The organism is Adlercreutzia sp. ZJ154, assembly GCF_011039055.1.
Classification (GTDB): domain Bacteria; phylum Actinomycetota; class Coriobacteriia; order Coriobacteriales; family Eggerthellaceae; genus Adlercreutzia_A.
The window spans coordinates 32440-47026 of sequence record NZ_JAAKEF010000019.1; the positions used below are offsets into that span (position 1 = coordinate 32440).

14 protein-coding genes and 3 tRNA genes are annotated in these 14587 nt (G+C 47.3%); 3 read left to right on the plus strand and 14 right to left on the minus strand.

Features of this window, described 5'->3' with window-relative positions; genetic code table 11:
- Window positions 1-53 precede the first annotated feature (53 nt).
- Entirely contained in the window at window positions 54-671 is a 618-nt protein-coding gene (ngr, locus tag G7Y37_RS07655; protein WP_241156066.1) for a nigerythrin, read from the minus strand.
- A 169-nt stretch (window positions 672-840) separates the two neighbouring features.
- Here ngr and G7Y37_RS07660 point away from each other — a divergent pair, with 169 nt between their 5' ends.
- The 3 genes from G7Y37_RS07660 to G7Y37_RS07670 all read left to right on the plus strand — a co-directional run bounded on the left by G7Y37_RS07660 (window position 841) and on the right by G7Y37_RS07670 (window position 3842).
- Entirely contained in the window at window positions 841-2238 is a 1398-nt protein-coding gene (locus G7Y37_RS07660; protein WP_165062880.1) for an aminopeptidase, read from the plus strand.
- A 429-nt stretch (window positions 2239-2667) separates the two neighbouring features.
- Complete coding sequence (locus G7Y37_RS07665; protein ID WP_165062881.1) at window positions 2668-3159, plus strand: pyridoxamine 5'-phosphate oxidase family protein; 492 nt, start codon at window positions 2668-2670, stop codon at window positions 3157-3159.
- The gene (locus tag G7Y37_RS07670; RefSeq protein ID WP_165062882.1) at window positions 3156-3842 is read left to right on the plus strand and encodes an NUDIX hydrolase; all 687 of its coding nucleotides are present in this window, start codon (window positions 3156-3158) and stop codon (window positions 3840-3842) included. The genes G7Y37_RS07665 and G7Y37_RS07670 overlap by 4 nt, the downstream gene beginning before the upstream one ends.
- Here G7Y37_RS07670 and G7Y37_RS07675 read toward each other — a convergent pair.
- From G7Y37_RS07675 to G7Y37_RS07735, 13 genes are all read right to left on the minus strand, one after another.
- Window positions 3839-4147 (minus strand): YerC/YecD family TrpR-related protein, encoded by a 309-nt coding sequence (locus G7Y37_RS07675; RefSeq protein WP_165062883.1) that lies wholly within the window; start codon window positions 4145-4147, stop codon window positions 3839-3841. The genes G7Y37_RS07670 and G7Y37_RS07675 overlap by 4 nt on opposite strands.
- Window positions 4140-5732, minus strand: a complete 1593-nt coding sequence (cimA, locus tag G7Y37_RS07680; protein WP_165062884.1) for a citramalate synthase — start codon at window positions 5730-5732, stop codon at window positions 4140-4142. The genes G7Y37_RS07675 and cimA overlap by 8 nt, the downstream gene beginning before the upstream one ends.
- Complete coding sequence (locus tag G7Y37_RS07685) at window positions 5733-6656, minus strand: branched-chain amino acid transaminase (RefSeq protein ID WP_165062885.1); 924 nt, start codon at window positions 6654-6656, stop codon at window positions 5733-5735.
- Between the two features lie 230 nt (window positions 6657-6886).
- Window positions 6887-7390, minus strand: coding sequence for a hypothetical protein (locus G7Y37_RS07690; protein WP_165062886.1), 504 nt, complete (start codon window positions 7388-7390; stop codon window positions 6887-6889).
- 335 nt (window positions 7391-7725) lie between these two features.
- Window positions 7726-7818 (minus strand) — tRNA-Ser (locus G7Y37_RS07695).
- Window positions 7819-7900: 82 nt separating this feature from the next.
- Window positions 7901-7992 (minus strand) — tRNA-Ser (locus G7Y37_RS07700).
- A 70-nt stretch (window positions 7993-8062) separates the two neighbouring features.
- Complete coding sequence (locus G7Y37_RS07705; protein ID WP_165062887.1) at window positions 8063-8335, minus strand: hypothetical protein; 273 nt, start codon at window positions 8333-8335, stop codon at window positions 8063-8065.
- Between the two features lie 3 nt (window positions 8336-8338).
- Complete coding sequence (locus tag G7Y37_RS07710; protein WP_241156067.1) at window positions 8339-9046, minus strand: ABC transporter ATP-binding protein; 708 nt, start codon at window positions 9044-9046, stop codon at window positions 8339-8341.
- A gap of 89 nt (window positions 9047-9135) precedes the next feature.
- Complete coding sequence (locus G7Y37_RS07715) at window positions 9136-10398, minus strand: peptidylprolyl isomerase (RefSeq protein WP_165062888.1); 1263 nt, start codon at window positions 10396-10398, stop codon at window positions 9136-9138.
- Window positions 10399-10496: 98 nt separating this feature from the next.
- Window positions 10497-12308, minus strand: a complete 1812-nt coding sequence (gene typA, locus G7Y37_RS07720; protein ID WP_165062889.1) for a translational GTPase TypA — start codon at window positions 12306-12308, stop codon at window positions 10497-10499.
- A gap of 96 nt (window positions 12309-12404) precedes the next feature.
- Window positions 12405-12968 carry a CPBP family intramembrane glutamic endopeptidase gene (locus G7Y37_RS07725; protein WP_165062890.1) on the minus strand — a complete coding sequence of 188 codons (564 nt, stop codon included), beginning with the start codon at window positions 12966-12968 and terminating at the stop codon, window positions 12405-12407.
- Window positions 12969-13101: 133 nt separating this feature from the next.
- Window positions 13102-13605: a bifunctional nuclease family protein gene (locus tag G7Y37_RS07730; protein ID WP_165062891.1), complete on the minus strand. Its 504-nt coding sequence runs from the start codon at window positions 13603-13605 to the stop codon at window positions 13102-13104.
- A gap of 697 nt (window positions 13606-14302) precedes the next feature.
- Window positions 14303-14378, minus strand: a tRNA-Ala gene (locus G7Y37_RS07735).
- Window positions 14379-14587: the final 209 nt, after the last annotated feature.

The window sequence follows — 14587 nt, forward strand, 5'->3', positions numbered from 1 at the left end:
GGCTTGGAACAGGAAAAACTCCGGCGAACTTTAAGCCCGCCGGAGCAAATGCATTAAAACTCGCGGAAAGAGTTCTTTGGAGCGAAGCAAATTGGGCACTTCTCGAAGTCTTCACCCTTATGAATGTAGCCACAAACAGGGCAAAGATAGAATTTTTCATCGTCTTGTGCATCTATATTGTTGTATGCGTCCATGTAAAGTTCGGCATGTACGCTTTCAGCCAACTTAGCGCGAGTGAACACCATTTGTGCGCCGGTTTCGCCTTCTTCAATGGCAACATTGATGAACGACGGATACATATCGGATGTCTCATAAATTTCGCCCAGCGCACCGCTGATTAGGTCTAGGTCGGTCTTGGTGCCAACAACATCGGTAGGAGCTTCGGGCGCAACGTAGTCGGGCTCCTTCTTCTGAATCTCGGCTACTTCCAGCTTAATATGGATCTGCTCGGCAGCAGAAGTTGCAGCAAACTGACGCGCTATCTGATCGTAGCCAGCAGCCTGAGCGGCTTTGCTAAATGCAGCATATTTAGCGCTAGCGCCAGTTTCGCCATTTACTGCACTCTTCAAATTTTCCAAAGTAGTTCCAACTTTTGTCTGACTATCGGCAACCACATTGAAGTTTGAAGAATTGCTGGCATTGGGCGCAACGTCGCGTACTTTCATCGTCATGGTTCTCCTCCTTGTGTCTTTTGAATTGGTTTATTAGCTGGTGAACATAATAGATGATTTGCAGCTTAACTTTACACTGATTGGAAAAGATTTGCGTTTGACATCTTTTGGCTTTACAGCTTGCTTAGTGGGATATAGTAATAGTGAAAACTATTATGAAAGGAACGAGATGCAACGCGAATCAGTTTGGAAAAAATACAACAAAGACGATATAGCATCAATAGAGCACCTGACCGGCGACTATATGCAATTCATATCTACATGCAAAACCGAACGTGAATGCTGCGCACGCGCTGTAAAGTTAGCCGAAAAAGCTGGTTATATGGCGCTGTCAGATGCACTAAAAGCAGGTCGCAAACTGAAACCCGGCGACAAAGTATGGGCAACTTCCCAGAATAAGGCTATCGTGCTTGTACACATAGGCGAACAGCCCATAGAGCACGGCATGAATATATTGGGTGCGCATATTGATTCGCCGCGGCTAGATATAAAGCAAAACCCCCTCTATGAAAAGGACGACTTCGCTTTGCTTGACACGCACTATTACGGCGGCATAAAAAAGTATCAGTGGGTTGCGCTGCCACTTGCCATACATGGTGTAGTGGCGAAAACCGACGGTAGTGTAATGCCGGTAGTTATTGGCGAAGACCCGCACGATCCTGTTTTTTGCGTAACCGATCTTTTGCCGCATTTAGGGCAAAAGCAAATGGAGAAAAAAGGTTCGGAAGTTATAGAAGGTGAAGACTTAGATATTCTTGTTGGGAATAGATGTGAAGCCAACCAAAACGAGGAAGAAAAAGAGCCTGTTAAAGCATTCTTGCTTAATATTCTGTGCGAAAAATACGAAATAGAAGAGGAAGATTTTCTTTCTGCCGAACTTGAAGTAGTGCCTGCAGGAGCAGCCCGCGAAATGGGCTTTGATCGAAGCATGATTATTGGATACGGGCAAGACGACCGCGTTTGCGCCTACACATCGCTGCGCGCCCAGCTGGAATTGGCAGACGATGCAGCGCCGGAAAAAACTGCTGTTTGCGTGCTGGTGGACAAAGAGGAAATTGGCAGCGTAGGCGCTACAGGCATGGAGTCGGCGTTTTTTGAAAACACTATCGCCGAAATAATGGAACTTGCAGGCGAAAGTGGTCAGCTAAAACTGCGACGCGCATTAGCCGCTTCCAGAATGTTGTCTTCAGATGTATCAGCAGGTGTCGATCCGGCTTACGCAAGTGTTTTCGAACCAAAAAATTCCGCCTATTTAGGACGCGGTTTGGTGTTCAATAAATACACTGGCGCGCGCGGAAAATCGGGCAGCAACGATGCCCGCGCCGAATTTGTAGCGCGCCTGCGACGAGTTATGGACGATGCAAATGTTAGTTTCCAAACCGCTGAACTGGGTAGAGTTGATGCGGGCGGCGGCGGAACAATAGCTTTTATACCCGCACGCTTCGGAATGGATGTAATAGATAGCGGTGTCGCCGTGCTTAGCATGCACAGCCCTTGGGAAGTAACCAGTAAAGCTGATATTTACGAAGCCGTGCGCGGCTACGAGGCATTCCTGCGCAACATTTAATTTAGCGGTCTGTTGGGAAAGCGATGCACGCTTAGCATGCGTTCCTGACAGACCGACACATCTCTATACCAATCGAATATTACAGAATGTAAAACGCTGCGTATCGTAAAAGTAATGCATTTGCTGTTTACCCACAAAGCGTAGCGCTGCCGTGTAGTATGCAAGGCAACACGGAAGTTCTCTTCCTCCTTTCTCCCTAAGGAAGATGCCCTCATCTTCCGCAACATGGAAGTCTCCGTCCCTAGGCTTCCAAGGATGCTTACCCCCGGCATCCACTGTTGTGAGGTGGCTTACGTAAGCCACCTCACAATTTTTTATTCCGGAATGTACGAGTGCATCGTTATATGCAGGGCTAAATTGTCAACTTGAGGCGCATTCCTGCTCCGCACCATTAATGGCGTAAACTAATACGAAACAGAAAGGACCACCATGAAAAAGTATGCGATGCGTATTGCCGAGCGCGAATTAGATACAGAAGAAGCGTGGCGCATCTTAGATGCTGGCGAATATTGCGTTATATCTACAGTCGATGAAGACGGAACACCTTACGGCGTTCCCATGTCATATGTAATGATGGACAAAAAATTGTATGTTCACACCACAAATACTTATGGACACAAACTAGACAACTGGCACCACGACCCCCGCGTTAGCGTTACAGTTGCAACCGAGGTAGAACCTTGTTTTGAAGACACTTTCTTCACTAGCCGCTTTGCCTCTGTTATAGCTAGCGGGCAAATTCATCGCGTAGAAGATATAGTACAAGTGCGTCAGGCATTGGTGGCGCTTTGCATGAAATACATGCCCGAGTTAAAACACGAAATAGGACCAGCAATAGAGCGCGAAATAAATGACACTGATATATGGGAAGTTGCATTTGATGAAGTACGCGCAAAAGGTGGCAGGAGACTATCAAAATGACGAACAAACTAGCAACCCCAAAACTAGAACACATAGAGCAAATATGCAGCGGATGGGTTAATAAATACGTGCTAACCTATCGTTTGGCAGATGGATCAACGTATGAATATGAAGCCGCTTCGCGGCGCGGATTGAACGAGTACGAAGCAGCACTTAAAGCAAATGGCGCGGGACAACATACCAAGCCAGATGCGGTATGTATTGTTCCGCTTCTTCCAAACGATACCATTTTGCTCATAAGAGAATTTCGCTATCCACTGAACGCTTGGTGCATTTCTTTTCCGGCAGGTCTTATGGAGCCAGACGAGACAATAGCGCAATGCGCGCAACGCGAATTGCTCGAAGAAGTTGGATGCCGCCTGAACGACAAGCTAGGTGATGCAGCAATAACAGTTCTGCCGCAATCGGGCTATTCGTCAACCGGGCTTACCGAAGAAAATGTACAGGTTGTTCTTGCGCGAGCGCTGCAAGACGAAACGCCACAGCCCGAACGTGGAGAACTCATAGAAAGTTTTGCCCTCCATTATTCTGAAGTGGCTGATTTCTTGGCGAAAAATAGCGACCTAATAGGCACGCGCGCGCAGCTTATTTTGGAAATGGTGAAACGTGTATGGGATTTGAAATCGAAGCTGCCCGAAGAACCGCTGCCCCAGCAGCCGCTAACGCCTCAAGACTACGCTTAGTTTTGCGTCAGCACATCTAGCGCAGCGCGATAACCGCCAGAACCATATGTCAAGCACTTAGATACACGCGCTATGGTAGTTGCCGATGCGCCCGTTTCTTTTTCTATGGCAGCATACGATTTGCCCGCATCTAACAAGCGTGCAACAGCTAAGCGCTGCGAGGTTTCGCGTATTTCCCGAATGGTGAACAAATCTTCCAATAACTCGAACACCTTATCCGGGTCGTCTATAGTAGCCAACACGCGCAGTAAATCGTCAACTTCTTGCGTGCGAATTTGCGCAGCTGGGCTTTTTACATCAGCCATTTTTGCGCCCCATTCGTATAAGTCCGTATTCAATAGATTCAACTAGCGCATTCCACGATGCCTCTATTACGTTTTCTGACACGCCAACTGTGCCAAATATACCATGCGCATCGGCGGTAGTTATGGTTACGCGCGTTACTGCTCCGGTGCCTTGGCTCTCGTCTGGAAGGCGCACTTTGTAGTCAACCAACTCTAAGTTGGACACTTGCGGATAAAACTCGGTTATTGCCATGCGCAAAGCACTGTCCAGCGCACCCACCGGGCCTGTACCTTCACCAGTTGCGACAAAACGCTGATCGCCCACGTGTATCTTAATTGTGGCTTCACTGGCTGCATCTTTTGCAAGCGCTCCGGTATCTTCGCGATCGTCCACAATAACCCGGAAACTTTCTAACGTGAACACCGGAGAATATTCCCCCAAGTGACGCATCAACAACAACGCAAGCGAACCGTCAGCCACTTCATATGTATAGCCGCGTGCTTCGCGATTCTTTATATCGTCAAGTATTGTTTGCACATTAGCGCCGCTGGCTTCTAAATCTATGCCCAACGCCGCAGCTTTCTGCAAAAGCGAAGCCTTACCAGCTAGTTCGCTTACCACCATACGCGCTCTATTTCCCACAAGTTTCGGGTCAGCATGTTCATATGCCTGCGGAAAACGAGCAATAGCGCTAGCATGCAAGCCGCCTTTATGCGCAAATGCAGAATGACCGCTATACGGATTATGCGCTGAAACTGGTGCTCCTGTAATCTCGGCCATGTAATGCGAGACATCGGTAAGCTGCTGTAAATTACTGCGACCTACCGTTTCTGCATTCATCTTCAATTCAAGATTAGCTATAACTGTTAGCAAATCGGTGTTACCAACTCGCTCACCTATGCCATTCATGGTTCCTTGCACTTGCACAGCACCTGCACGAACCGCCGCAAGAGTGTTTGCAACCGCACACCCTGAATCGTTGTGACAATGTATGCCAAAATTCTGTCCGGGAAATTCTGCAACCGCAGCCGCAACAATGCGCTCAACATCAAATGGCAGCGCACCGCCATTTGTTTCGCACAAATCTATGCTATCGGCACCAGCCTCGTGTGCCGCACGCAAGCATTCCAACGCATATTCCTTGTTGCTAACGTAACCATCGAAAAAATGCTCTGCATCAAAAACAACTCTGCGACCTGCCGCTTTCAGATGCGCCACCGAATCGCGAATCATGCGCAGATTTTCAGATAACTCAGCTTGAAGTGCCAATGTCACCTGTTTATCCCACGTTTTTCCCACAATGGTAACTACAGGTGCACCGCATTCCAACAAATCGGCCAAACCCGGGTCATCTAAAGCAGCTACACCTTTGCGACAAGTGCTGCCAAACGCAGCTATGCGTGAGTGTTCAAATCGCATATGCCGAACCGCCTTAAAAAAGGCTATATCTTTCGGGTTTGACGCAGGAAAGCCACCTTCGATGAAATCTACACCGAATTCATCAAGCCGGCGCGCTATAAGCAACTTGTCTTCCAGTGAAAGATTTATTCCTTCGCATTGCTCTCCGTCGCGCAGCGTGCAATCGTATGTGTAAATTTTCGCCAATTAAACTTGAGTCAACCAATCGGAATATTCTTCAGCGTGTCCATAAGCTATTTCGAAAAAGCGCTCTTGCAGTTGGCGTGTTACAGGACCGGGCTTGCCAACAGTACGTCCATCCACCGAACCAATAGGGGTAAGTTCGGCAGCCGAACCGGTCATAAATACCTCATCAGCCACGTACAAGTCGCTTCTAGTTAAGCTTTCTTCGCCAGCCGGAATTCCCAATTCGTCAGCAATTACCAGCACAGTGTCGCGCGTAATGCCTTCAAGCACACCATCGGAAAGCGGCGGTGTAGACAACACCGAATTGCGCACCACGAAAATGTTTTCGCCTGTGCCTTCGCAAACTAAACCATTTTCATTTAGCATAACCGCTTCGGCATAACCGTGTTCTTTCGCCTCAAGTTTTGCCATAAGCGAGTTGAAATATGCAGCAGTAGCTTTAACTGCTGGCGGAATAGCGTTAATAGAGCGCTGTCTCCAAGACGACACGCCAACTGCTATACCATTTGCCAGAGCCTCTTCACCCAAATAGGCATCCCACGGCCAGCAAGCTATTATTACATCAGTGGGCGCACCTGTTGGATCAACGCCCATAACGCCATAACCGCGGAAAACCAACGGACGAATGTAGCACGCTGGTAGCTTGTTCGCACGTATTACCTCTATCGTGGCTTCACACAGCTGGTCTACCGTGTAAGGCAAATCAATAGCAGCAATTTTCGCACTACGATGCAGGCGCTCCATATGATCGCGCAAGCGGAAAATGAAACTGCGATCAGAATTGGGATCTTTGTAACAGCGAATACCTTCAAAAACACCCGATCCATAATGAAGCGAATGCGAAAGCACGTGCACGTTGGCATCTGCCCACGGCACTAATGTACCGTTCATCCATATATAATCCACTGCGGTTATATCTGCCACGAATCCTCCAAACTCCGAACTTACAGCTTTTGTAACTGCTTTTTGGGTTAGCGAAATGATACTGCTTACCAACGTAAAGTACCAATGCAAAGCTGGAGAAATTTTAACAGCTATAGTTGTGCCTGCGTTCTGCAAAGCACAAAGAGTTTCAGCACAATTGCCTACATCAAAAAAGCCTCTGTGCCGGCAACGCAAACAGAGGCTTATTAGAATTTAGTTTTTCGAACTAACTAGACTGAAGTATCTAAATACTTGTTGTCTATTTCGGCATCGGCATAATCGGTTGCCGCGCGCAGGTTGCTCATAAAGTTAGGCGCTTCGCCGATATAAGACGGACTTGTATCAAAAACAGGCAACATGCCTTCTTGTTGAGTGTACAAAAAACCAATTGCATAGCCATCTGGTAAACCGGGTACGCCGCCTTCTGCAATAAGTGCATCTTTTACGCCATTATCGGTTTCAATGTAGCCGTCGTAACAAAGCGCATAAGCGTTTGCGCCTCGCGCACCTTCAACGGTATGCTGCGCTAAATTGAAGCATTCTTGGGCGCTATTGCCGGGATGGGTTTCCAAAAACACATTGTCACGCACAACCATAGTGGTGAATGGCACAATTTCTTCACCCGCATTCATGCGCTGTTTGCCTTCGTCTAGCGCATACAGCAAAACGCGCTCTAGAATCTCGGGCATCTGAGGTACTTCTGATACCTGATTCTTTACTTCGCGGTCGCTCATTTAGACTCCTTCCGTATGGCGCAAATTTGCTCGCTACAGGTTTGCACCTTTTATGTTTGGTAATAGTTTAGTTGAATACAAGCCCAAAGCCCCAATCTAACACGAAAATGCCTTAAATGGTTTTATTCGTAAGAATTTAGAATAGATTTACAAACTGGCGAAGAGGCAGGGATTCGACACGTATTCGCTTCGCGAATCCGTGGAGGCCTCGCGCTTTGCGCTCGACCCTGAAATGCCCAGTGGGCATTTCAGCCTTCGCAGGGTTCGAATCCCTGCTGCTTAGTTTTAAAGCGATTCAAACTGCAAGAATAAAAAATTAGAATAAATTTCCAAACTGGCGGAGAGGCAGGGATTCGAACCCTGGATACCGCTTAACACGGCATAACGGTTTTCGAGACCGCCGCATTCAACCGCTCTGCCACCTCTCCGTATAACATAATGCTTTGCAAAAAGCGCCCAATAAGGCTTTCAGTAGGTTACATATTAGCCGCACCAAGAGAAAACCAAAAATGGCGGAGAGGCGGGGATTCGAACCCCGGATACCCTTTTGGGGCATACACGATTTCCAATCGTGCTCCTTCGGCCAGCTCGGACACCTCTCCGTTCACCGCCGACTGCAAAGCAGCAACTCGACAGTATAGCGCATACAATAGCTGTTCAACAACAAGCCGATTATAGATTGTTCTCTTTCTTCCATTTGCGGAACATGCGCGCATACGCACAACCCTCGGGTAGAAGCGGGTCGAATAGCGCAGTAACTATAGAAACACGACCACAGCGCTCACACGCGCGAAACCTGTTTTCATAAACAGTACATAAACGCGTTTCGGGATTCAGAAATTCACACGGTGCCGCATAATCAATTACAACGTCGCCATCTTCATCTAGTTCACGCTCAAAACAACAACGCCCGCACTTGTCACATATGTTATCCCACCAACTCATATGCTAATAGTCTGCCATTAAAGAATAGTAGCCCGCACGCTGTACAACATTTACCGGAATACCAAACAGCGCCGACATGTTTTTACTAGAAAGCAGCTGCTCTTTAGATCCGTCTGCAATAATGTGCGCATCTTTCATTAGCACAACGCGATTAATTTCGGGGATTATGTCTTCAAGATAATGCGTAACCAGAACAACTGCACAACCAAGCTGCGCAAGCTGGCGCATGGTTTTGCGAACATAGAACATGCCTTGTGGGTCTAAACCGGTGCAAGGCTCATCAAAAATTAGCGCGCTAGGATTGTGAACCATAGCCCTAGCAATAAGAACACGGCGCGCTTGTCCAGAAGATAATGTGGTTATGTCTCGATCGGCCAAATCGGCTATTCCCAACTGTTCCATAACTTCCATTACGCGGGCGCGCTGTTCAGAAGTAACAGTAAAGCGCTTCGGCACACCAAGCGACCCAAACAAACCACCCGCTGCCACATCTGCTGCTGGCAGGTGAACCGATATTTGCGACTGCATACTTGACGACACATAGCCTATCGCCATTTTCACATCTTCCAACAAAGGGCGCGACATGCCGCGAAACCTTACAGGTGGCTCTTCGCGATGCATTGGATGAATATCGCGCGTCAGCAGTCCTACAAAAGTTGATTTGCCAGCACCATTTGGTCCCAACAATGCTACCGATTCGCCTTCAGCCAATTGAAAATTGTCTATATGAAGAATGCAGCGACCAGATCTTCTGACCGCTGCATCTTTAAGTCTGATAAATGGTATTTGCCCAGAAGCGCCTATTGTGCGCCACCTTCCGTAGCCGCAGAGCTTTCACCTTCCGCAGGCTGCTCAGGTGCAGCGCCAGAAGCATCGGCAGCACCCGCATCGTTTCCGGCTTCATTTGTTGCCGCCTCAGCTGAGTCTACGGCGTTTTCTGTATTTTCAACATCTTCTACCAAGTTTTCCTCAGCAGCCTCATCGGTTGCTTTTTCTTCCTCGGGAGTTTCATAAGCGCTCATATCGACGTTATACGGCACATTCTCGGGCATGTCGTTTATAACAACATCGGAAGATTCACGCTTGCTCTTTTTCCATGCGCTCAAATCTTCACTAGCCTGAGTTTCCTTTACCGAAGCACGAATATCTACCAACAAACTATCAGGCACTTGGCTCAAGTCGGTTATTTCATCTGGAACTGTAACCATATCGGTGCACTTTATTATGTGCCAACCATAATCGCTTTGAACCAAATCGGTCATTTCGCCTACTTGCAACCCGTCAAGCGCGGTTTGGTATGCCTCTACAAACGAATTGGTTCCATCCCAACCTACATCGCCGCCATTTTCAGCAGAGCCGGTGTCGGTAGAATACTCCTTTGCGGCTTCTGCAAAATCTAGCGTGCCCGCTTGCAATTGTCCAAGAACTTCCTGCGCTTTCGCTTGGTCGGATTCAGCAAACAGAATGTGTGATGAGCGACGCATTGTGCCCTTGCCGTTGTATTGCGACTGTGCTTGTTCAAGCACTTTGGCATCATCGGCAACTGCCTCGTTTGCGAACTTTTCTTTCAGTTTCTCGTTACCAATGGAATACTTCAGCGCCTCGCGATAATCGTCCTCAGTTTCGAAACCAGAATTTTCTAGAGCTTCCTGCCAAGCTTCATCAGAAGAATAATTCTGACGCATTTTGTCTACTTGACCCTGAATTTCTTCATCAGTAGCGCCGCATCCTTCATCGTCGGCAAATTGAATAACCAGCTGCTGATCAATCATGGAATCCAAGAAATATTCGCGCAAACTAGACGGCGTGTAGCCCATCTGATTTAGATATTTTGCCCAAGCATCATCATCTTCAGCCGATGCATTCAGACGCAAACTATTTATGTTGCGAGTTATATCATCTTCAGGAATTTCAGTCCCATTTACAGTAGCCGCTACACCACCAGTTAACCCGGTGTCAGGCGTTAGTCCTTTTTCGCTTGTAGTTTCAGCGCAACCAGCAATTCCCAAAACGCAGACAGCAGAAATTGCTAACGCTGCTCCATATCTAAAAATCTTCTTCATTTTCGCCTTTCAAGCTGTGCTTACAACTCTTGTCACTTGCAGTTTCACATTTTTGCACATACGCACCATATACAGAACGTTTCACGCGAAACATCCATTTACTTTTTGTTTGCTTTTTTACGATCGGTCGCAGAAAGCAGACGTTTGCGAAGACGAATGCTCTTAGGTGTTATTTCTACCAATTCGTCATCTTCTATGTACTCTAATGCCTCTTCTAATGTAAAAGTTATGGGCGGAGTTAGCTGAATGGCTTTATCAGCAGAACTGGAGCGCTGATTGCCTAGTTGTTTTGACTTCTCCACATTTACTACCATGTCGCCTTCTTTGGCGGACTCGCCAACAATCATGCCTTCATAGCACTCATCGCCCGGTCCGACAAAAAGACGTCCGCGTTCTTGCAGAGTATCCAGCGCATACGCTACCGCTTTGCCAGTAGACATGGCGATCATGCCACCGTTTTTGCGCCCTGCCATTTCGCCAGAATACGGACCGTACTCTTTGAAATGGTGGAACAACATAGCTTCGCCGTGCGTCGCATTCAGTAGGCGCGTCTTCAAACCCATGGTTCCGCGCGACGGTATGCGGAATGTCAGATGTGTCATAGTTTCATCAGATGCCATATCTTCCATTATGCCGCCTGCTGTTCCCATTACTTCAATTGCCTTGCCGGAATATTCGTTTGGCACATCTACAGTAGCTTCTTCTATAGGTTCTAGCTTGCTGCCATCTTCAGCGGTTTTGTATACCACGCGCGGGCGACCAACTTGGAATTCGAAGCCTTCACGCCGCATCGTTTCCATCAGTACGCTTAGATGCAGAACGCCGCGTCCTGCAACTTCAATGCCGCTTTTATCTTCAAGTTCATTGATGCGCATAGAAATGTTGCTTTCTTTTTCACGCAGCAATCTCTCTTTAAGTTGACGACCGCCCACTATCTCGCCTTCGCGCCCCACAAGTGGGCTGCTAGAGGCTTCAAACACAACTGCCATCGTGGGTTCCTCAACCGCAATAGGCTCCATCAAAACCGGGCTGTCTGGGCTGGTCAGAATATCGCCGATGTCTGCATCTTCAATACCGATAACTGCCACTATGTCACCTGCGGCAGCATCTGGCACTTCTACTTTCCCTAAATTTTCAAAAGTATAAACCTTGCGAATCTGAGCTTGTCGTTCTTCGCCAGAAGGCTTTATAACCAGCACCTGTTCTTTTTCGTGAAGAGTGCCGCTAGACAAGCGCCCTACACCGATACGCCCCTCGTAACTGCTATGGTCAACCGTGCAAATTTGCAATGCCAGCGGACCATCTAAATCTACATCGGGCGCTGGAATTTGCTCGATAATCATATCTAACAGCGGAATCATATCGTTGTTGTTGTCGGTCGGATTTAAGCGCGCATAGCCATTCACGGCCGATGCGTATATAACTGGAAAATCCAACTGTTCATCGGTAGCGCCTAATTCAACCATTAAGTCGAATACTTTGTCCACCGCACCTTCCGGATTAGCGTTTGGGCGGTCAATTTTATTAACCACTACCACAATGCGCAAACCTCGCTCAAGAGCATGCGATAACACAAATCGTGTTTGCGGCTTAGGACCTTCGTATGCATCCACAATAAGTAAAGCGCCGTCAGCCATATTCAACACGCGCTCTACTTCGCCGCCAAAATCGGCATGACCCGGCGTGTCAATAATGTTGATTTTTACACCTTTGTAGTTAATAGAAATATTTTTGGAAAGGATTGTAATGCCGCGCTCTCGCTCTTGATCGTTGCTGTCTAGCACACGCTCTTGCACTTGCTGATTTTCGCGAAACACATGCGATGCCCATAACAGTCTGTCTACCAGCGTAGTTTTGCCATGATCGACATGCGCAATTATAGCCACGTTACGAATATTGTCTTGTTTCATATATTTGCTTCCTATGTTGGATTTTCCGATCGGGGCGGCGCGATAAACGCTACCCAGATGAACTATTCGATGGGCTATTCTAACACCAAGAAGGCGCTAGGGCAGGGCGAATAGCCCAAACCAAAGCATGTCGAATACTGTATGAGCGCAAACGGGCCACATAATGCTGCCCGAGCGACGATAAAGCCAAATCATGCACAAACTGAAAACGAAAGCTATAGGCAGCTTCCACGGTTGCGCCAGATGACAAAGCGCAAACAAAAGCGCTGTTGTAGCTGCTGATTTTGCAACTGACGCGTTGGCTAATCTTGTTTTCGTTGGCGTATTCTTTGTGCGTGACACAGTGGCTGCGCTTGTGGCGTTAGTTGTACCTATTGCGTTAGTTGTACCTGTTGCGTTAGCTACGCTTGTTGCGTTAGTTGTGCTTGTTTCGCTGGCTTCGCGTGCTGCATCGGCTGTAAAGTATTTCGACAACACGGCAAAAACCGCCCCAGTAAATATAGACTCTTCTACTATGCCCACCAACACGCAATCCACCGCTAACGCCGGACCAAAAAATACAGCACCGAACGCAAATGCAGCAACCAGCGCCAATATTCCTAAAGGCCCCATTCCCTTAGAGCTTGCGCAAGTTGAAGTTCTTTCCAATTTGCAAGTCATAATATGCGCCCTAATTTCAATGCGCCCTAATTTCAACAAGTTTCTACTCAAATGTTTCACGTGAAACATTTGATGCGTGCCGAATGCGCAAAAGCCGAAGTTTTTCGCCCAAACAAACCAACTTCAACTTAACTTACTGCTGCGAAAAATCGTCTGGCGATATATTTTCAATAAACGAACGAAATTCTTGCAACTCCACTTCTTTAGCTTTGTCATCTTTGAAAATATAAGGGAACGACGCTTGTTCTAATACACTCTCATCTATCATAAATGGTGCATCTTCGCGCAACGCCAGCGCAAGCGCATCTGTCGGGCGCGCATCTAATTCTATTAGCCGCCCTGCTTGTCTAATCACTAATTTTGCAAAGAAAGTTTGCCCTTCCACGCGCGGTATGAATACATGATCAACACAAGCATCCAAATTCGTAATTGCGTCAATAAATAGGTCATGAGTCATCGGACGCGGCAATTTTACATGCTCTATTGCTACGCCAAGCTGCATAGCTTCATTCGCACCTATCCATATTGGAACGATACGTGAACATCCCTCGTGCTGTTCCTCTATAGGCTCTAGCACCAACACCGCCGGCTGTTCTGGACCAGTAAATATAAGAGTCAAAATTCTAAGCGGAATCATATTTCCTCTTCTGTGTTTCCTCTGCTGCGTTTTTTCTTCTGTATTTCGTATTCTGTATTTCTTCTTCTGTATTTTTTCTTCTGTTAAGCGTGCACACAATTGTAGACTACGCTCGTTTGTGAATTAACAACAACCAAAAATGGTCAAAACTTCCAGCTTTCCACTGTGAAAAGCACAAAATAGCCCCTATAGATGCATCACCAAATGCTGTTTGCCCAGTGTTCTCCACAATTCAAGCTGCCTTCATGGCAATCCGACCGTGGAAAGTCGGAAGTTTTGACCATTTTTGTCAATTTATTTCTCTCGCTACGCATTTGAAACTCTGCAACTTAACGAAATTGATTGCAATCGCAATATGGACATGCACAATCTTAATCTGGACGGGTGTTCAGAGGTATTCAGATTAAGAATTCAATTAACAACCGCAATCCATGAATAATACCGCTAGACACATTTTTTAAGTATTAACCCACTAAGAGGTATCAAAAGGCGAACTCCTGCAACAAGGGTTCGCCTAATACTTTTGTGGTGAAGTATAGGGGGATCGACACGTATTCGCTTCACGAATCCGTAAAGACCTTAAGCCTTCGGCTTTCGACCCACAACAGCCCACTGGGCTGCTGTGCTCTCGCGGGGTTCGATCCTTGAAGGCTTCACAAAAATGAAAAAGAGCCGAACTTGTCGGCTCGAAAATTCGTGGTGGAGCATAGGGGGATCGAACCCCTGACCTCAGGCTTGCAAAGCCCGCGCTCTCCCAGCTGAGCTAATGCCCCACATATGTTAGCAAATGTTTCACGTGAAACATTCTTGCCCGTTTGCCAAACCGTTCAGTCTGACAACAGACCCACACTTTTAATAAACGCTCCACCGGCTAACTCGGCTCACGATGGAGCGTTTATCGCAAAATGGTGGGCCCGAATGGATTTGAACCAGCGACCTCACGCTTATCAGGCGTGCGCTCTAACCAACTGAGCTACGGGCC